The sequence below is a fragment of the Ruegeria sp. genome (assembly GCF_028066395.1).
Taxonomy (GTDB): Bacteria; Pseudomonadota; Alphaproteobacteria; order Rhodobacterales; family Rhodobacteraceae; genus Ruegeria.
Map to the genome: position 1 here is coordinate 92,182 of NZ_JALCBM010000001.1, position 19,580 is coordinate 111,761.

19 protein-coding genes are annotated in these 19,580 nt (G+C 62.4%); 3 read left to right on the forward strand and 16 right to left on the reverse strand.

Annotated elements, in window-relative coordinates; all coding sequences use genetic code 11:
- The 3 genes from pepT to MPJ51_RS00495 all read left to right on the forward strand — a co-directional run.
- Positions 1-755: tripeptide aminopeptidase PepT (pepT, locus tag MPJ51_RS00485; RefSeq protein WP_298381029.1), on the forward strand; the 755-nt coding region annotated here is incomplete at its 5' end.
- A 77-nt stretch (positions 756-832) separates the two neighbouring features.
- Positions 833-1,258: a DUF4177 domain-containing protein gene (locus MPJ51_RS00490; RefSeq protein WP_298381030.1), complete on the forward strand. Its 426-nt coding sequence runs from the start codon at positions 833-835 to the stop codon at positions 1,256-1,258.
- A gap of 70 nt (positions 1,259-1,328) precedes the next feature.
- Positions 1,329-2,696, forward strand: coding sequence for a DUF3179 domain-containing protein (locus tag MPJ51_RS00495; RefSeq protein ID WP_298381031.1), 1,368 nt, complete (start codon positions 1,329-1,331; stop codon positions 2,694-2,696).
- Here the strand turns inward: MPJ51_RS00495 and MPJ51_RS00500 are convergent, their stop codons facing one another.
- From MPJ51_RS00500 to ftsW, 16 genes are all read right to left on the reverse strand, one after another.
- The gene (locus MPJ51_RS00500; RefSeq protein ID WP_298381032.1) at positions 2,697-4,382 is read right to left on the reverse strand and encodes a chloride channel protein; all 1,686 of its coding nucleotides are present in this window, start codon (positions 4,380-4,382) and stop codon (positions 2,697-2,699) included.
- 89 nt (positions 4,383-4,471) lie between these two features.
- Complete coding sequence (recN, locus tag MPJ51_RS00505; RefSeq protein ID WP_298381033.1) at positions 4,472-6,121, reverse strand: DNA repair protein RecN; 1,650 nt, start codon at positions 6,119-6,121, stop codon at positions 4,472-4,474.
- Positions 6,122-6,157: 36 nt separating this feature from the next.
- Positions 6,158-7,021 (reverse strand): outer membrane protein assembly factor BamD, encoded by an 864-nt coding sequence (locus MPJ51_RS00510; protein ID WP_298381034.1) that lies wholly within the window; start codon positions 7,019-7,021, stop codon positions 6,158-6,160.
- 128 nt (positions 7,022-7,149) lie between these two features.
- Positions 7,150-8,070 carry a UDP-3-O-acyl-N-acetylglucosamine deacetylase gene (lpxC, locus tag MPJ51_RS00515; RefSeq protein WP_298381035.1) on the reverse strand — a complete coding sequence of 307 codons (921 nt, stop codon included), beginning with the start codon at positions 8,068-8,070 and terminating at the stop codon, positions 7,150-7,152.
- A 213-nt stretch (positions 8,071-8,283) separates the two neighbouring features.
- Positions 8,284-9,876, reverse strand: coding sequence for a cell division protein FtsZ (gene ftsZ / locus MPJ51_RS00520; RefSeq protein ID WP_298381036.1), 1,593 nt, complete (start codon positions 9,874-9,876; stop codon positions 8,284-8,286).
- A 350-nt stretch (positions 9,877-10,226) separates the two neighbouring features.
- Positions 10,227-10,652, reverse strand: a complete 426-nt coding sequence (locus MPJ51_RS00525) for a hypothetical protein (RefSeq protein WP_298381037.1) — start codon at positions 10,650-10,652, stop codon at positions 10,227-10,229.
- On the reverse strand, positions 10,639-11,973 hold the full coding sequence (gene ftsA, locus MPJ51_RS00530; protein WP_298381038.1) for a cell division protein FtsA: 1,335 nt from the start codon (positions 11,971-11,973) through the stop codon (positions 10,639-10,641). Before ftsA ends, MPJ51_RS00525 begins: the two co-directional genes overlap by 14 nt.
- Positions 11,974-11,981: 8 nt before the next feature.
- Positions 11,982-12,989 carry a cell division protein FtsQ/DivIB gene (locus MPJ51_RS00535; RefSeq protein ID WP_298381039.1) on the reverse strand — a complete coding sequence of 336 codons (1,008 nt, stop codon included), beginning with the start codon at positions 12,987-12,989 and terminating at the stop codon, positions 11,982-11,984.
- A complete protein-coding gene (locus MPJ51_RS00540; RefSeq protein ID WP_298381040.1) occupies positions 12,977-13,900 on the reverse strand; it encodes a D-alanine--D-alanine ligase in 924 nt (307 codons plus the stop codon). Before MPJ51_RS00540 ends, MPJ51_RS00535 begins: the two co-directional genes overlap by 13 nt.
- 102 nt (positions 13,901-14,002) lie before the next feature.
- Positions 14,003-14,929 (reverse strand): UDP-N-acetylmuramate dehydrogenase, encoded by a 927-nt coding sequence (gene murB, locus MPJ51_RS00545; RefSeq protein ID WP_298381041.1) that lies wholly within the window; start codon positions 14,927-14,929, stop codon positions 14,003-14,005.
- 53 nt (positions 14,930-14,982) lie between these two features.
- Positions 14,983-15,273, reverse strand: a complete 291-nt coding sequence (locus MPJ51_RS00550; RefSeq protein ID WP_298381042.1) for a hypothetical protein — start codon at positions 15,271-15,273, stop codon at positions 14,983-14,985.
- Complete coding sequence (locus MPJ51_RS00555) at positions 15,273-15,524, reverse strand: DUF2484 family protein (protein ID WP_298381043.1); 252 nt, start codon at positions 15,522-15,524, stop codon at positions 15,273-15,275. Before MPJ51_RS00555 ends, MPJ51_RS00550 begins: the two co-directional genes overlap by 1 nt.
- Positions 15,521-15,769 (reverse strand): DUF2484 family protein, encoded by a 249-nt coding sequence (locus MPJ51_RS00560; RefSeq protein ID WP_298381044.1) that lies wholly within the window; start codon positions 15,767-15,769, stop codon positions 15,521-15,523. The genes MPJ51_RS00555 and MPJ51_RS00560 overlap by 4 nt, the downstream gene beginning before the upstream one ends.
- A gap of 77 nt (positions 15,770-15,846) precedes the next feature.
- Positions 15,847-17,256, reverse strand: coding sequence for a UDP-N-acetylmuramate--L-alanine ligase (gene murC, locus MPJ51_RS00565; RefSeq protein WP_298381045.1), 1,410 nt, complete (start codon positions 17,254-17,256; stop codon positions 15,847-15,849).
- Positions 17,253-18,350 (reverse strand): UDP-N-acetylglucosamine--N-acetylmuramyl-(pentapeptide) pyrophosphoryl-undecaprenol N-acetylglucosamine transferase, encoded by a 1,098-nt coding sequence (locus tag MPJ51_RS00570; RefSeq protein WP_298381046.1) that lies wholly within the window; start codon positions 18,348-18,350, stop codon positions 17,253-17,255. The genes murC and MPJ51_RS00570 overlap by 4 nt, the downstream gene beginning before the upstream one ends.
- On the reverse strand, positions 18,350-19,513 hold the full coding sequence (ftsW, locus tag MPJ51_RS00575; protein WP_298381047.1) for a putative lipid II flippase FtsW: 1,164 nt from the start codon (positions 19,511-19,513) through the stop codon (positions 18,350-18,352). Before ftsW ends, MPJ51_RS00570 begins: the two co-directional genes overlap by 1 nt.
- Between the last annotated feature and the right edge of the window lie 67 nt (positions 19,514-19,580).

The window sequence follows — 19,580 nt, forward strand, 5'->3', positions numbered from 1 at the left end:
GCCCGATTCGCATCGCCTTTACCCCGGACGAAGAAATCGGGCGCGGCGTGACCGAACAACTGCCCAAGGATCTGGGGGCCGATTTCGCCTATACTCTGGACGGTCAGGATGTGGGTGAGATCGAGTATGAAAGCTTCTCGGCCGACCGCGCGGTCATTAAAATCACCGGCGTGTCGATCCATCCGGGGCTGGCCAAGGACAAGATGGTGAATGCGGCGCATCTGGCCGCCAAGATCGTGCAGACGCTGCCACAGGCAACAATGACGCCCGAGGTAACGGACGGGCGCGAAGGCTTCATCCACGTGACCGACATGATTGGCGGTTCATCCGAGATGGAGATCAAGCTGATCCTGCGCGACTTCGAGATGGACGGGCTGGAGGCGCAGCGCGATATCGTCCGTCAGGTCTGCGCCGCCGTGCAAGCGACTGAGCCGCGCGCGACGATCACCTGCGACATCTCGCACCAATACCGCAACATGCGCTATTGGCTGGAAAACGATATGACCCCCGTCGATCTGGCCCGCGACGCCTGCCGGGCGCAGGGGGTCGAGCCCGTCTCGGTCCCGATCCGGGGCGGCACCGATGGCTCTCGGTTGACCGAGTTTGGTACGCCCTGCCCCAATATCTTCACCGGCATGCAATGCATCCACGGACCAAAGGAATGGATTTCCGTGCAGGACATGGCATTGGCGACCGAGCTGTGCCTGACCCTGATCGGCAAGGCAGCGCAGGGTTCGGGCAACAGTACGGGCTGAATTTCGCCGCGATGCGAAGATCGCTTTTCCCTGCGCGCCAAAATGATAACGTGCCGGGACATGGCAATCAGGACCAATTGATGCGTTACGAATACAAAGTTGTGCCCGCCCCGCAAAAGGGCGCCAAAGCCAAAGGCGTGAAGACACCGGAAGGACGGTTCGCCAACGCGGTCGAACAGGTGCTGAACCAGATGGGTCAGGAGGGCTGGGAATATCAGCGGGCCGAGCTGCTGCCCAGCGAGGAACGCACCGGCCTGACCGGATCGGCAGTGAACTGGCGCAACGTTCTGGTGTTCCGCCGCGCTGTGGAAACCGTGGCCGATATGCCGGCTGAGGAAGACGCCCCGCAGGTCCGCCCTGTCCCCGGCCCGGAAGAGGTTCTGGGCAGCGATGACACGCCTTCGGCCCCTGCCCCGATTGCGGCTGAGGCCAACGATCCTCCGCTGACATTGAAGCCGTCGGATGAGGCAGAAACCCCCGAAGGTGAAACCGAAAAAACCTGATCACGCGGCTGTGGCGTGAACGTGAGCGGGAAAGCGTGCATTCTGGACATGGACCTTAACGGAGGATGCCATGTCCGTCACACGCCGCCAGTTCACCGGAATTCTCGGAGCCGGGATGCTTGCCCCCGGCGCAGTTTGGGCGCAGGAGGACCCGGTTCTGAATGCCCTGCGATCCACCCTGTTTGGCAGTCAGGCTGAATTTCAGGACGGCATGGCCTATCTGGCCCGACGCGGCAACCCGGACGTGGTGCCCGGGCTGCTGACCGGCATGCGTTTTGCCCGGAGGCGGCAGTTCGAGATTGTCGATGTCATGCAATCCCTGACCGGTCAGACGCTGGGACCCGACTGGTTCGAATGGATGTTGTGGCAGGAAAAGAACCCTCAGATCGTGCCACACCCCTCGCTGATCCCGTTCAAACGCGAGGTGTTGCTGGGCATTGACCAGAATTTCGACCAGTTCCTGCGCCCGGAATATCTGCAACGCGACAAGATGAAGATCCGGCTGGAAGAGATCACATGGGGCGGCGTCGTCAAGGACGGCATCCCGTCGCTGGACCATCCGACCCTGATCTCTGCACGATCCGCCAACTACCTGAAAGACGATGATCTGGTCTTTGGCGTGGCGATCAATGGCGATGTGCGGGCCTATCCGCTGCGGATCATGGGCTGGCACGAGATGTTCAACGAGGTGATCGGCGGTGTTCCGGTCGCGCTGGCCTATTGCACGCTGTGCGGTTCGGGCATCCTGTTTGAAACGCAGGCTGCGGGGCGGCGCAAACCGTTCGTCTTCGGCTCATCCGGGTTCCTCTATCGTTCGAACAAGCTGATGTTTGACCGTGAGACCCATTCGTTGTGGAACCAGTATACCGGCAAACCGGTCGTCGGCCCCCTGGTCGGCAGCGGGATCGAGCTGAAACAGCGCCCGGTGGTCATCACCGACTGGAAAAGCTGGAAAACCTCGCATCCCGGCTCAAAAGTTCTGTCGCTGAGAACCGGACACCGTCGCAACTATGGCTCTGGCGTGGTTTATCAGGACTATTTCGCCTCAAGCGAATTGATGTTCCCGGCGCTGGTCGATCAATCCGCGCATCGGCAAAAGGACTATGTCTTTGCGGTGCGCCAGTTCGGCGCCGCGCGGGCCTGGCCGCTGCAAGCGTTCAAGGGCAAGCCGGTGATCAACGACGCCATCGGCAACCGCCCTCTGATCCTGATGGGCGACCCGTCCAAACGGGCCGTTCGGGCCTATGAGCGTGGGCCGCATCAGTTCACGGCTGCGGCGGGTGGCTTGCAGGACCAGACGGGGCAGCTCTGGACCGTGACCGAAGAGGCGCTGATCGCACCGGATGGCACCCGCCTGCCCCGGGTGGCGGGCCATATCTCATACTGGTTTGCCTGGGACAATTATCTGGGCGATGCATCCAGCGTTTACAGCGGCTGATCAGGAATGTTCCTCGGCGGCTGTGGCCGCCAGCGCCCGGTTGTAGGCTTTCAGCGCATCGATATGGTACAGGACCCCGACCGGGTCCTCGGCGCCGTCTTCGGCTTTGACCACCACCGGGATGCAGGGAATGTCGGCGCGGTCGAAATAGGGCATCGCGGCTTCCAGCGTGGCGCTGGCTTCGACGCAAAGGCCCTGTGCAATCAATTCCAACGCGTCCTCTTTGGACAGTGCCCTCGGGTCGCCCATGGGGCGCATCACCGCGCCTGCGCGCAGCATCGCCAGCAGATAAGCCTGCGGCCCCGCCGCCAGATGCACATTGCGCCGCTCCAACTGTGTCAGGAAGAAAGACCGGTCCACCAACCGCGAGGCCAGCGCCGTGGACATCGACACCGAAACCATCACCGCCAGACCGATCTGCCAGTCTCCGGTCAGCTCAAACACGATCAGCGTGGTGGAAATCGGCGCGCCCAGCACCGCCGCCGCCACGGCCCCCATCCCGGCAAAGGCATAAAGCGTATGGGTCCCCGACACATCCGGCAGCAGCCCGGTGGCGATCAGGCCAAAGGCCAGCCCGGTCAGCGCCCCGATCATCAACGCGGGTGAGAACACCCCTCCCCCCATGCGCCCACCCATGGTGATGGCCACCGCCACGGTTTTCATCACCGCAAACAGGATCGCCGTCGTCAGCACCAGATCGCCGGTCAGGGCGCGGATCGTGGTTTCGTACCCAACCCCGATGATATGCGGGAACCAGATCGCCAGCAGCCCCAGCATCGCGCCCGAGATCGCAGGCCGCAGCCAGCGTGGCAGCGACAGGCGGTTCTGGACATGGGTGCCGATATCCTCGGCAAAGAAGATCGACCGCATCAGCAGCAGCGCCACCAGCCCGCAGATCAGGCCGAGGATCAGAAAGGCGGGCAGTTCGACATAGAATTGCAGTGACCCGGGGGTTTCCAGCGTGAATTCGGTGACATCGCCATATTCCAGCCGGTTGATCACCGTCCCCGCGACCGAGGCGATGACGATGGGCGCAAAGGCATGAACCGCGAAATGGCGCAGCACCACCTCAAGCGCAAACAGCGCCCCCGCGATGGGTGCGTTGAAACTGGCCGACACAGCGGCGGCCACGGCACAGCCCAACAGGTCGCGCCCGGTGATGCCATCGGCATGGATGCGGTTGCTGACCCAGGTCGAGATCACGCCTGCCATATGCACCACCGGCCCCTCCCGGCCCGTAGACCCGCCAGAGCTGAGCGTGATCAGCGAGGCAAAGAATGAGGCGATCCCGGCTTTACCCTCGACCCGGCCATCAGTGATGGCCGCGCCTTCGATCACATCCGCCACGGACCGCACGCGCCCGTCATCGGTGAACTTGTGCAGGATAATCCCGACGATCAGCCCACCAATGATCGGGGTGATCAGAATCAGGAACCAGGGCAGCTTTTCGGCGTGGCTGTGCAGCAGCAGGATATCGTTGGTGTCATAGAAATAAGCCTGCAACGCGGCGATTGCTTTGCGGAACCCCAGCGCCATGAACCCGGCCACGATGCCAATGGCCAGCGCGATGAACCAGAACTGGACCTGACTTGGACCACGGTGGCGCAACACCCGCCACGCGTCTTTTAGCGCCGCGATGGCCTGATTGAACTGGTTACGCAAAACAGTGCGGGTGGACTGGGTCATCTGCGCCCTTCGGACATCTCTAATTCCTTACTAAGCCACGCGCGGGGCTGAGAGAAGTCGGATCACGCGCTTTTGCGGCAGGTGTGGTTTCACGCCTCCAACAGCGCGCGGGCGGCGGCGCGGGCCTGATCGGTGATCGTGTCACCCGCGACCATGCGCGCGATCTCATCCACCCGATCGGCTTCGGACAGGGGCAAAACAGTGGACAGGGTCTGGCCCTCCGACACCTGTTTCTGCACCCGCCAGTGATGCGCCGCGCGGGCAGCGACCTGAGGCGAATGCGTCACAACCAGCACCTGCCCGCCATGAGCCAGTGACGCCAGACGCCGACCAACCGCATCGGCAGTGGCCCCACCAACGCCCCGGTCGATCTCATCAAAGATCATCGTGCGGGCACTGTCATCGCCGGTCAAACAGACCTTGAGCGCCAGCAGAAAGCGGCTGAGTTCCCCGCCCGAGGCGATCTTGTTCAACGGCCCCGAGGGCGCGCCCGGGTTGGTGGCAACGGTAAAGGCCACCGCATCGGTGCCTTCGGGACCCGGTTCGGCGGGGGTAATTTCGGTCTGAAACACCGCGCGTTCCATTTTCAGCGGCGCAAGTTCAGCCATCACGGCCGCATCCAACTGCCCGGCAGCCTGCGCCCGCGCCGTGCTGAGCGCGGCGGCGGCGGCGTCATAGGCGGCTTGCGCGGCCTCTACGGCGGCGCGTTTGTCGGCCAGATCGGCGTCGCCCGCTTCCAGCCGGTTCAGACGGTCGCGCAATGTGTCGGCAAAGCCGCCCAAATCGTCAGGGGCCACGTCATGTTTGCGGGCCAGGGCGCGGATGGCGAACAGGCGTTCCTCGGCCTGTTCCAGCTCCGCCGGGTTGAAATCGAGCGCTTGCAGGCAGGTGTTCACACCGTCCTGTGCCTCACCCAATTCGATCAGGGCACGGCCAAGGGCAGCGATGGGCTCTTCAAGCTGACCACCGGCATTGTCCGAGACACCCTCCAGCCAGCGCACGGCATCGGCCATGGCGCCCTCGGCCCCGTCGCCGCCCAACAGGGCATAGGCGCGGGCCACGTCATCGCGGATGCGTTCTGCGCCCTGCATCATGCGGCGGCGGGCGTCGAGATCAGCATCCTCGCCCGGCTGCGGGTCCAACTGGTCCAACTCACCCACCGCATGGCGCAGGAATTCTTCCTCGCTGCGAACAGCCTCAAGCGCGGCTTCGGTCTCGGCCAGCGCCTTGCGCGCACGGGACATATCGGTCCATGCGGCACGGGTGGCAGCCAGATGGTCCCCCACCCCGGCATAAGCATCCAGCATGGCGCGGTGGCCGCGCGGGTTCAGCAGCCCGCGATCGTCATGCTGACCGTGCAATTCGATCAGAGTGTCCGACAGCGCCCGCAACACCTCGCCCGAGCAGCGGCGGTCATTGACCCAAGCGGTCTTGCGGCCCTCAGCCGTGTTGACGCGGCGCAGGATCAACTCTTCGCCACCGGGCAATCCAGCCTCGGCCAGAACCGCATGCGCGGGATGGCCATCGGGCAATTCGAACTCGGCCACGACTTCGCCTTGTGCGGCACCCTGCCTGACCAATTCAGCACGTCCCCGCCAGCCCAGAACAAAACCCAGCGAATCCAACAGGATCGACTTGCCTGCCCCGGTCTCACCCGTCAACGCGTTCAGCCCCGGCTGGAACGTCAGTTCCAACCGGTCGATGATCAGCATATCGCGGATATCGAGGGCGCGCAGCATCGGGTCTTTAGCGTCCCAAGCCCTTAGCCATGGCGCTTACAACCACTCACCCTTGATGGTCTGGCGGTAAATCTGGCTCAGCCAGTTGTTGCCACGGCTCTTGAGGTCAAGCCCGCGCGAAGTCAGCAGCTTGTAGCCCGCGTCATACCATTCCGAGGACTGGTAGTTGTATCCCAGAATCGCACCAGCCGATTGCGCCTCATCCACCAGACCCAGCGCCAGATAGGCCTCGATCAGACGATACAACGCCTCAGCCGTGTGTGAGGTGGTCTGGAAATCCTCGACCACGACGCGGAAGCGGTTGATGGCAGCGGTGAAGTGATCCTGACGCAGGTAATAGCGCCCGATCTCCATCTCCTTGCCCGCCAGATGGTCAAAGGCCAGATCGAATTTCAGCACCGCCGAGGTGGCGTATTCGCTGTCAGGATAGACCTCGATCACCGTGCGCAGCGCCTGCAGCGCCTGAAAGGTCAGACCCTGATCGCGCCCGACCTCATCGATCTGGTCGTAATAGCTGAGCGCCAGCAGATACTGGGCATAGGCCGCATCTTCATCCGTTGGATAAAAGTCGATATAGCGCTGCGCCGCCGCGCGGCTTTCCGCATAGTTGCCGTCCGAATGGAAGGAAAACGCCTGCATGATCAGCGCGCGCTTGGCCCAGTCGGAATAGGGGTACAGGCGTTCGACCTCGGAAAAATACCAGGCCGCGTCGTCCGAGCGATTCTGCGACAGCTCATATTCGCCGCGCGTGAAGATCTGCTCAGGCGTGAACCCTTCCAGGTTCTGGGTGCGATCGGCACCTCTGTTGCCGAACAGGCCACCGGCATTGCCGCATGCCGTCAAAACTGCTGCCAGAAGAATCGCGCCTGCGAATCTGACTGCCGCTTTGCTGCCAACCATTCCGCCCATCCTTGTCGTCTTAACTTATCGGGGTTCGCCCCGGATCGGGCCTTGGTCTAGCACATAAAATTCCGGTGCAAAACGCCTTATCCGAACTCGTGACGCAATTGTCGCCAGAGTTGATCGGATCACGCAACCTGCGGGATTTCGCCGCGCACAAGACCCTGACCGGGCAAACGTGCGGCCTGTTCCGGGGTGCACAGCACCGGACGCACCGCGCCGGGCGTCTCAAACAGCTTGCGCAGCAGGGTGTTGGTCATCGAATGACCCGACTTTTCGCCGACAAAGTGACCCAGAATCGGACCCCCCGCCAGATAGAGATCACCCAGCGCGTCCAGCATCTTGTGGCGCACGGCCTCATCTTCGTGGCGGAAGCCGCCGGGGGTCAGAACCTCATCACCCTGCACCACAACCGCGTTTTCCAGCGTGCCACCCAGGGCCAGCCCGTTTTCGCGCATCGCCTCAACGTCGGTGCGACGGCAGAAGGTGCGGCTGTCGCACAGCTCCCGCGCGAACGAACCGTTGCGCATATCCAGCGTCTTGGTCTGGCTGCCGATGGCGTCGTCTTCGAAATCGATGTGGAATTCGATCTCAAGCCCGTCTGCCGGCGCAATCGAGGCCCGCGCCCCTTCGCGTTCGACCATCACGGGTTTCAGCACCTCATAAGCCAGAACCGGGCTGGCCTGACGGCGCACGCCCTTGGCCATGATGCCCTGCACAAACGCAACCGAAGAGCCGTCCATGATCGGAACTTCAGGCCCGTCAATCTCGATCAGCGCGTTGTGGATACCGCAACCGGCCAGCGCAGCCATGATATGTTCGACGGTCGAGACCGAAACACCCGCATCATTGACCAGACGAGTACAAAGCGGCGTCCGCTCGACCACGTCATAGATCGCGGGGATCAGTGCATTGCCCAGCTCAATATCAGTCCGCTTGAACCAGATCCCATGCCCAACTGCCGCCGGTTTCAGGACCATGGTCGCAGGCTTGCCGCTGTGCAGCCCGACGCCTGTGAACGTGACTGAGGATTTGAGCGTATGTTGCAATTTGGGCCTCTAAGAGTGGTGTCCAGCCTTCGGTGGGCTGTGTTGCCACCCAACTAAGGAAGGGGGCGTCAAGGCTCAACTCACTCTTTGCAACCGAATGAAACATGAATGTGACATATCGGCAAATCCCTGCTTACCTGTATATAAAGCTTTGATTTACCATAAAAAAGGGCCGCCATGCGGCGACCCTTTAACTGGATTTTGTGACCGCTATCAATTGGCCTGACGGCGCAGGAACGCGGGAATTTCGATGCGATCCTGATCCGGATCGGCCTCTTCCTGCGCTGGTGCCGTCGCGTCAGCCTGACGGAACGAGGGCTGCTGGCGCATCGGTTGGGCCGGTGTATCCGCCGCGTGGCCGGTCATCCGGTCGATCAGGCGGTTGAAGCCAAAGCGGGGGCGATCCTCAGCCGAAGGCTCGGGTTGTGCCACCGGTTCCTGAGGCCGTTCCGCTGCCATCCGCGCCCGGGCGGGCACGTTCTTGACAGCCGCCTGCAGGCGCTGCAGCGCCTCGGGGGACGGGGTGCCCGGCAGATCGGTCTGGGGGGCCGCATAGGGTTCGGGGGTCGGTTCAACAGCGGCAGGCTGCGGTTCGAATTCCGCAACCTCCGGCTGATAGGCCGGGGGCGGCAGACCATCGTCATCCTGCGCCTGGGTCGCGGCGGGTTCGTCGTGCCAGCCGGGGTTGAATTCCACATCCTCGATCGATTCAAACAGATCGCCTTCCGATGCGGTATCCGCCGCCGGGGCCTGTTCCTGCGGTGCTTCTTCGGCTGAAACTGTTTGCGTCAGCGGGGCAGACATCGACCGGCGCGCAACCGGCACGTCGGCGCTTTTCTCGGTGGCGTCGATGCCGGTGGCCACAACCGAAACGCGCATGCCGCCATCCATCACGGTGTCGAGCGTCGAACCGACGATGATGTTGGCTTCGGGGTCCACTTCCTCGCGGATGCGGTTGGCGGCTTCGTCCAGTTCGAACAGGGTAAGGTCGTGCGAGCCGGTGATGTTGATCAGCACGCCCTTGGCCCCTTTGAGGCTGATTTCGTCCAGCAGCGGGTTGGCGATGGCCTTCTCGGCCGCCTGAATGGCGCGATCTTCGCCGGTGGCCTCACCTGTGCCCATCATCGCCTTGCCCATCTCGTCCATCACGGCACGAACATCCGCAAAGTCGAGGTTGATCAGGCCCGGACGTACCATCAGGTCGGTCACGCCTTTGACGCCCTGATACAGAACGTCGTCCGCCATCGAGAACGCCTCGGTGAACGTGGTCTTTTCATTGGCCAGACGGAACAGGTTCTGGTTCGGGATGATGATCAGCGTGTCAACCACCTTTTGCAGCATCTCAACGCCATCTTCGGCCTGACGCATCCGCTTGGCGCCTTCGAACTGGAAGGGTTTGGTGACCACACCCACGGTCAGCACGCCCAGTTCCCGCGCCGCCTGCGCGATGATCGGGGCCGCCCCGGTGCCGGTGCCGCCACCCATGCCAGCGGTGATAAAGCACATATGTGCCCCCGCCAGATGATCGACGATCTGTTCGATGCTTTCTTCGGCAGCCGCGGCACCTACCGTTGGACGCGCCCCTGCGCCCAGCCCTTCGGTGACCTTCACGCCCAGTTGCACACGGGCCGAGGACTGGCTTTGCTGCAACGCCTGCGCGTCGGTGTTCGCGACCACGAAATCGACGCCGTCCAGCTGTTTCTCGATCATGTTGTTGACCGCGTTGCCACCCGCACCGCCAACGCCGAATACGGTAATCCGAGGCTTCAATTCATCTTGCCCGGGCATCGAAAGATTCAATGTCATGCTCTGTCCGCCTGTTTTATATGTTGCCGCAAAACGCGGTGTTTTTCTGACCTATCCGAGTTTGATTCTACATTTCGAATCCCCAAACGTCACGCCAAAAATCGCGCAATTCCACAAAATATGGAGGAAATAAGGCGACAAACAGCGGTATTTCGCTTTTCCCGCCAGATGTTGCGGGGCAACACGAAACCGCCACAACACACGGGGTTACCGCATCGCGGGTCAGGCAATGCGGTGCGTGCTGCGTCTTTTCAAAATGTCGCGCAAAACTGCTCAATGTCCTGCTGCGAGCCTCTGTCGGGACTTGTGGATATCTTTAGGGATAATTCAGCGCGCCGCAACCCATTTCTTTAGCTGGTTGGGGTAGTTGGACAGTCCAGACCGTCCTCTGAGATATTGCGGACCTCTTGGATTTCCCCGCCTGAAAAGGTGGCCAGACGCACCATCAGGCGATCCTGATGCAGGAACGGCCACCAGCATACGGGGATGCCGTCGGCGTCATTGTCATATAGAAAACAGATCTGACCGTTCGGGGTGGTGATCTGCCCATAAACGCAGTCCCGATCATGTTCGCGCCAGACCGATACATTGTGGCTGAGGAATTCTTCGGTGCCGACCAGATCGCCGCTGCGGATTTCGTAGAATTGCAGGGTCTTGCCGACCGCAGCGTTCAGAAACGCCTCGGGCGAGATCGCCGTCTGACCCAACGCGCAAACGGGAGCGAGGGCCAGAGCACCGATGGCGAGGCCCCGGCACCATATCTTACCAATTGTCACGGAACCAGCGCACGGCGCGTTTAAATGGCCGCGCAGAATAGGCGTCGACAGGAATTTCGAAATCCCACCATTCGTCCTGCGGATGGGCGGCAAACAGGCTCAGCCCCACAGCCGAGGAAAAGCCCGGCCCGGTGGCCGATTGCGGCAGACCGTGGACACGCAGCGGGCGGCCCAGACGGACACGTTGGCCGAGGATACGGCTGGCCAGCCCGTCCAGCCCCATGATCTGGCTGCCACCGCCGGTCAGCACGATCTGCTGGCTGGGCATATGGTCGAAACCCGCCGCATCAAGGCACTGACGAACCTCTTCCAGAATCTCTTCGACCCGGGGGCGCATGATGCCGATCAACTCGGCCCGGCTGACGGTGCGGCGATCGTGTTCCCAATCGCCGGTGTCGCCGCCGATATCGATCAGGTCACGGTCATCGGCGCCGGTGGCGTGAACGCCGCCATTGAAGGTCTTGATCCGCTCGGCCACCGCCGCCGGAACGCCCAGCCCCATCGAGATATCGCTGGTCACATGATCCCCGCCCATGCGCACGCAATCGGCGTAGATCATGTGTTTTTTCATGAAAACCGACACGCTGGTGGTGCCGCCGCCCATGTCGATACAGGCCGCGCCCAGCTCTTGCTCATCCTCGACCAGCGCGGAAATGCCCGACACGTAAGCCGAGTTCGCAATCCCCGCCAGTTCCAGATCACACCGTTTGATACAGCGCACGATGTTCTGGATCGCCGCTGCATCGACGGTCAGCATATGCATATCCACGGCGAGGCTTTGCCCCAACTGCCCGCGCGGATCGGTCAGGCCCGAGCGGTTGTCCAATGCGAAGTTCACCGGCTGGGCATGCAGCACCTCGCGCCCTGCCCCGTAATCGGGTACGTCGCAGGCGTTCAGAACCCGGCCAACCTCGGCCTCGGTCACCAATTGCCCTTCCAGATCGACCTGCGCGTCCAGCCCATAGGACCGAGGGTTCGCGCCCGAGAAACAGGCGATGACGTGATCGACCCGGATATCGGCCATCTTCTGCGCCTGCTGCAAGGCGGTGCGTATGGCGCGCTCAGTCTCTTGCATGGCGGTGACTTCGCCAAACTGCACCCCGCGCGAGCGGGTGGTCGCGGCGCCAATCACCCGGAACCCGGTCTGCCCGGCCATCGAGCCGATGGTGTTATCCTCGCTCAGCCGACCTGCCCCGTCAAAGCGCAGCACCAGACAGGCGATCTTGGAACTGCCCACGTCCAGAATGGCGACGACGCCCCGTTGCATCGCCTGCCGGCGCATCTGACGCATTGCGCGCTGGGACTGATAAAGATCGGTCATCATGGTCGTTATTGCCCGTTACCCACTGTCACTTTTGTATTCCACCATGCTTCGCTGGCGGCTTCGTTCATTCTGATTGTCGGACGCTGACCCAGCCGCATATCCACCACGGCCACGTCGCGTTCCAACAGGTCCTGCACCTCGTTCACGGCCAGAACACGCTCCAACGCGCGCACCGGACGGTCAGTCGGCAGCATGATGCGCTGGCCGCGATCCAGCACCAGATCCCAGCGGCGTTCGCCGATGCGCACAAGGCCCCGGACGCGGTTGCCCAGACTGCTGGCCGTGGCCAGAACCTCAAGCGCCTCGGGCACGTGCTGATCGGCCCCCTTGCCCGCGATCAACGGCAGGCCCGCATGATCACCACGCGCGGCGACACGATCCACATGCGCGCCGGTTTCATCCAGCAGCTCGATCCCGCCACGGGTGCGCCAGACGATCACCGGCTGGCGTTCCACCACATCCACCTGCAGGATACCGCCCGGACGAATACGCACCGTGGCGGATTTCACCGGATCGAGCCCGGTGATCGTATCCCGGATCTGTTCCACATCCAGATCCCAGGAGCTAAGCGGGAAATCCAGCGGCACGACCTCACGAATATCCTCGGACAGGCTGGTCCCGGCCCCGTCGATGGCCATCAGGTTGACCATGAATTCGGGGCGTTCCTGAATCGAGGTCTTGATGTCGGCCACGTAAGCCATCAGCGCCATGCGCCGATCCTCAGCGGCCAGAAACAGGCCGACAGCAGCCACACAGGCCAGCACGGGCAGACCAATCTTCAGCCCGCGCCGGATACCGGGCGTCAGCATCCAGCGCTGAAACCGATAACTCAGCCGCGAGGGCGCAGGGTCCGCCTGCCGCGCGGCGCGACCGAACAGTTTGACACCGCGCAGGCGCAGTTTCGGCTCGGGCCTTGACGCGTCAGAGCCCGCCGAGGCAAAATCCGCATCGGGCCCGGCCAACGGTTTTGTCCGATGGATCACCGGCGCGCGTGTGGCGGTCAGCGGTCGCATGAGGCGTCCTCCACCATCCAGGCGCAAAGCTGGCCGAACGTCATGCCGAGATGCGCTGCCTGTTCCGGCACCAGCGAGGTCGGGGTCATGCCGGGTTGCGTGTTGGTTTCCAACAGGAACAGCCCATCCGCGCCCATGCTGTCATCCCAGCGGAAATCGGTGCGCGAAACCCCGCGACAGCCCAGCGCCTCATGCGCGCGCCCGGCGTACTCCATGCAGCGGTCAAAAATGTCGGGCGGCAGATCGGCGGGCAGCACATGCCACGATCCGCCGGGTTTGTACTTGGCGTCGTAATCGTACCAGCCGCCATCGGTCATAATCTCGGTCACGGTCAGGGCGCGGTCGCCCATCACGGTCACGGTCAACTCGCGGCCGGCGATGTATTTCTCGACCATCACCTCATCCGGCATGGCCTCGTCCAACTGCGGCGGGCCATTGGCGTTTTCATGTACGATATAGATGCCAACGCTGGAGCCTTCGTTGTTGGGCTTGGCCACATAGGGCGGCTCCATCACATGCAGTTCGATCACCTCAACCTTGGGCACGATCAGACTGGGCACCACTGGCAGGCCAACGGCCTCATACACCTCTTTGCTGCGCTGCTTGTCCATCGCAAGGGCCGAGGCCAGCACGCCGGAATGCGTATAGGGAATGCGCATCCATTCCAACAGGCCCTGCACACAGCCATCCTCGCCCCAGCGACCATGCAGGGCGTTGAATACAACATCCGGTTTGACCTGTTGAAGGCGTGCATAGAGGTCGGGACCTGCGTCCAGTTCGACCACTTCAAAGCCTTCTCCCTTCAGGGCGGCTGCGCATTCGCGCCCAGAGCTGAGAGACACCTCGCGTTCCGCCGAGGGGCCACCCATCAATACCGCCACTTTGGGGTTTGTCCTGCTCGACATACCCAATGTGCGCCTCAATGTCCCCGGACCTTATGTGGTGGTCCGTACTGCGTTTATGCCTTTGATCCGTCGCCTGAATTTGCCTGATTGTGGTCTGACGGCCGGGCTTTATTCTGTCAGCGGATCACCGACCCGCATGATTTCCCACTCTAGCGTGATGCCGCTTGTTTCGTAAACCTTTTTTCGCACGTCCTCGCCCAGCCCTTCAAGGTCGGCGGCGGTGGCAGTGCCGGTGTTGATCAGGAAGTTCGAATGCTTCGGGCTCATCTGCGCGCCACCCTTGATGGCACCGCGCATGCCCGCATCGTCGATCACCTTCCACGCCTTGAGGTCATGCACGTCATCCGTCCGCCCGGTCGAGGAAAACCCGGCCGGATTGCGGAAGGTTGATCCAGCGCTGCGGTCTTTAGTGGGTTGCGTCTCGTCCCGTTTCCTGAGCTGCGCCTGCATGCGGGCGTGCAATTCGGCAGGCTCGCCCGAGGGGCCGCTGAACGTGGCCGAGACCAGCACGGCACCTTCGGGCAGGTCGGTCTGACGATAGCGGAAATTCAGGTCTTCGGGGGTCAGGTCCATGACCTTTCCGGCCCGTGTGACGATGGTGGCCTTTTGCAGCACATCCGCCGTGTAGCTGCCGTAACAGCCTGCATTCATCCGCACCGCCCCGCCAATCGAGCCGGGAATGGTGCGCAGAAAGGTCAGATCAACCCCCGCATCCGCCGCCTTACGCGCCACATGCGCATCCAGCGCAGCGGCACCTGCGGTGACGGTGTTGCCTTCGATATCGATCCCGTTGAAGCCCCGGCCCAACCGGATCACCACCGCCCGCAAGCCGCCGTCGCGCACGATCAGGTTTGATCCGACGCCCATTGGGAAGACCGGAGTCTCAGCGGGGAGATTGCGCAGAAATTCCTGCAGGTCTTCAACATCGGCGGGCTGAAACAGATAATCCGCCGGACCGCCAACACGCAGCCACGTGAGGTCATTGAGGGATTTTTGTTCTGTAAGTTTGCCACGAACGGGAAGAGGAGGTGTCATGGCCCCCTTCTATAACCGTCGATCAGGGATGTCATCCACGCAACAAACAAAGATCAACGACTAAGGCGCGCCCGTCTTATTGCTCCAGCCATTCCACCCAGCACGGCCCCTGACAGGGCCGGAACAGCCAAAACCCAAAGTAGGATGAAGCGGAGGTAATCGCCACCGTCAGGCGCCCCCTGAGTTTTGGAGGAGAAGAAAAGCGCGATTAACAAAGTCGCCCCGATAATCACGCACGCGACAGACCAAACGAAACCGCTGCGGGTAAGGAAATGGGTGATAGCGGCCGCAATAAGAAATGAAAAAACGGCGATGAAACCAAACGCAATCAACGCCGCGGTCATCAGGGGTTGCGCCCCACTCGCCGCAACCACCGCCCCAGATAGATCACCGGCCAGCGCAACACAGACATGCCCGCGACCAGAACAATCAGCCCGATCCACGGGCCGTTTTCATAAGTGACATAGCCCAGAATGGGCACGCCCACGGCGATCAGGATATAGGCGCGGGTCCAGTGGTTGTCTTTGCTGGGGATCATCGCAAGCACATTCGCAGCAACCCCCCAAAGACCGGCGAGGACGATGGACCAGCTCATTCCGCAACCTCCCCCCGCACCCATTTGCGCCAGTAATAGCGGATCGGATTGCGGAACATCGAGGCGAAACCGGCAAAGCCCACCAGCGACCAGAACCAGCCGTAATCATAGCCCAGCCACACGATCAAGACCGGCGCGCAGATCAGCAATACGATGCCCGGAGGGAATTGCATCCGCATCGGCAGCAAAGCCACAACCGTGGCGCACAGCACCCAGAGCACGGCGAAGATCATCGAATAGTCCATTCGTCCCTCCGTAGGACGCGCGGCGGCAGGCGACAGCTTACCACACTTTCAGGTTGTGTGCCAAATACGCCCGGCGGTCAAACGGCTTGTTTTCTTTGCAATCTCTCGGGCAGTCCATTGGCCCAGGCACTGATCGTACCGGCGCCCAGACAGACGACCATATCGCCGGGGCGGGCCTGTTCGCGGACCAGACGCTCAAGATCGCCCTCATCCAGTATCGCACGGGCGTGGCGGTGGCCGTGGCGGATGAGGCCCTGGACCAGATCGTCGCGGGTGGCACCGGGGATCGGGTCCTCTCCGGCAGCGAAGACATCGGCGATGGCGACGACATCCGCGTCGTTGAAGCAGGTGCAGAAATCGTCGAACAGGTTCGACAGACGCGAATAGCGGTGCGGCTGGTGCACGGCGATGACGCGGCCTTCGGTCGCTTGCCTTGCGGCTTTCAGCACCGCAGTGATCTCGACCGGGTGGTGGCCGTAATCGTCGATGATGGTGACGCCGTCGATCTCACCCACTTTGGTGAAACGACGGTTTACGCCGCCGAAATTGGCCAGCGCGTCGCGGATTTCAGCCGCTTTCATCCCCAGATGACGGGCAACGGCCACTGCCGACAACGCGTTCGAGACGTTATGATCCCCCGGCATCGGCAGGGTGCAGCCCTCGATCACCTTGTCCTCGTATTGCAGGTGAATGTCGAAATGCGCGATGCCGCCCTTGTAGGTCAGGTTCACCGCCCGCACATCCGCTTGCGCGTTGAACCCATAGGTGCGCACGCGGCGGTCGGTGATGCGACCGACCAGCGCCTGCACCTCGGCATGGTCGGTGCAGCAGACGGCAAGGCCATAGAACGGGATGTTCGAGACGAACTCATGAAACCCGGCGCGCAGCAGGTCGAAATCGCCCCAATGCTCCATATGCTCGGGGTCGATATTGGTGACGATGGCGATGGTCGCGGGCAGACGGTTGAACGAGCCGTCGGATTCGTCGGCCTCGACCACCATCCACTCACCCTGCCCCATGCGTGCGTTCGAACCATAGGCATGGATGATACCGCCATTGATCACGGTCGGATCGAAATCGCCCGCCACCATCAGTTCGGCCATCATCGTGGTCGTGGTGGTTTTGCCGTGGGTTCCGGCGATAGCGATGTTGGATTTCAGCCGCATCAGTTCGGCCAGCATATCGGCGCGGCGGACCACCGGCAGGCCCTGCGCGCGCGCCTCATCCAGTTCCGGATTGCCCGGTTTGATCGCGGTCGAGACGACAACAACGGCGGCATTCTGCAGGTTCTCGGCGCGCTGGCCTTCGAAAATCTCGGCCCCCAACGCGGCCAGACGATCGGTGATCTTGGACGCTTTCAGGTCCGAGCCCTGCACCTGATAGCCAAGGTTCAACAGCACCTCGGCGATGCCCGACATGCCAATACCGCCGATGCCCACAAAGTGGATCGGCCCGACGTCCTGCGGCAGTTTGGTTGCTGGATTCATGTGGTCTCCTTCTGCGCCAGGTTTTCGACAAGGGCCACCAGACGCTCGGTCGCGTCGGGGGCGCCGGTCGACAGCGCGGCATGGGCCATTTTCTGTGCGGCTTCGGGGTTGGTTAGAACTGCGGTGATTTGCTGTGTCAGCGCGGCAACGTCAAGCGCCTTTTCGGGGATCATGATCGCCCCGCCCGCCTGCACCAACCCGCGTGCATTGGCGGTCTGGTGATCACCCGCCGCCGCCGCAAACGGGATCAGGATCGAGGGCCGCCCAATGACCGAGATATCGGCGACGCTGGATGCGCCCGACCGACTGATCACCAACTGCGCGTCGGACATGCGGCGCGGGACGTCCTGAAAAAAGGGTTTAACCTCGGCCCGAATGCCGTGATCGGCGTAGAAGGCCGAGACGCGTTCGCCATCCTCATCGCGGGCCTGATGGGCCACGCGGATATGGTTGCGCATCTCGTCAGGCAAAGCGGCGATGGCTCCGGGCACCACATCGCTGAGGATGCGCGCCCCTTGCGAGCCGCCCATCACCAGAATGGACATCGGGTAATCGCCGGGGGGAATAAAGGGGGCCGCCGCGCGGTCCAGCACAGCAGCTCGGACCGGGTTGCCGGTATGGATGCCCTTGGCCCCGTCTGGCAGGTCGGTCGGCCAGACACCACAGGCCACCTGTGCCACGCGTGTGGCGAACAGTTGGTTCACCCGGCCCAGCACCCCGTTCTGTTCGTGGATCATACGCGGGATTTTCAACAACGTCGCCGCGCCCAACGCCGGGATCGAGGGGTAGCCACCGAAGCCCACCACCACATCCGGCCTGTCGCGCATCATCTGCATCGCCATGCTGGTGACGCCGCCCGCAATCTTGGGCCCCGCCATCGCCTTGGCCGCCAACCCACCGCGCGCGAAGGTGGCCGAGGAGACCTGCGTGATCTCGGTCGAATGCGGGAACCCGCCGGTATAGCGCGCACCCCGCGCGTCAGTGGACAAGCGCACGCGCCAGCCTTTGTTCAGCATCGCCTCGGCCAGCGCCTGCGCGGGGAACATGTGACCCCCGGTGCCGCCTGCCGCAATCAACAAATAGGGTGTGCTCATCAACCTCGTCCGCGCAGAATGTCGCCCAACTCACCCTGCGGGCGAGAGCGGGTGAAGGCCAGCAACATGCCCACTGCGATGCCGCCTGCGATCAGGGACGAGCCGCCATAGCTGACGAAGGGCAGCGTCATGCCCTTGGCGGGCAGCAGACGCACAGCAACGCCCATGTTGATCATCGCCTGCACACCGAACATGCAGGCCAGACCGGTGCCCGCCAGACGGATGAACATGTCGCGCTCCCGCATCAGTCGCAGCAATGATCGCACAACGATGATCGAGTAAAGCGCGATGATGATCAGCACCAGGATCAGCCCGTATTCCTCGGCCGCCACGGCGATGATGAAATCGGTATGGGCATCGGGCAGAGACCATTTCACCTGCCCCTCACCCACGCCGACACCGAACAGACCGCCCTCGCGAATGGCGTTGGTAGCATAGCCCAGCTGGGTGGTCGGATCGACCTCTTGATTCAGAAACCCATCGATGCGGCGCGCGAAATGTTCCGAGTTCGAATAGGCGAACATACCGCCCAGTACGACAAACCCGGCCATGCCGACCAGCAACAGCATCGGTGCGCCTGCCACGAAATACATCACGCCCCAGCCGAACAGGATCAGGCAGGCCTGACCGAAATCGGGTTGCATCACCAGCATGGCAACAATGGCCATGCACAATGCAAAGGACCACAGCCGACCCGGCGGGCCGTTGATCTGCTGAGAGGCCGCCAGCAGCCATGCCGCGACCACGACAAAGCCCGGCTTCAAAAACTCGGACGGTTGCAGCGAGGCGAAGCCCAGCGAGTACCACCGCACCGCGCCCTTGCCGAAATCGGTGCCGAAGACCGGCAGAAAAGCCAGCGCCACAAAGGCCCCGAGAAAACCCAGCACCGCCAGCCGCCGCACCAGCGTCGGCGACATCATCGATGTCAGCAGCATCGCAATCAGCGCCAATCCGCCGAACACCGCTTGCCGTTCGACATAGTGGAACGGATCGAACCCGTTGCGCCCGGCCAGCGGCGGCGACGAGGCCAGCCCCAGCAAAAGCCCGATGACAAACAGGATCAGCACGCAGGACATCGTCCAACGATCAATCGTTCGCCACCATTTCGGAAGAATCGGTTCACCGCGCTGGTTCTGGACCGCGCCATACACCATCTCAGTCATGAGATACCGCCACTATCTGCCTCGTTAACGTCCCGTTTTCGGGATCTGTTTGCGAGTCTACAGCGAA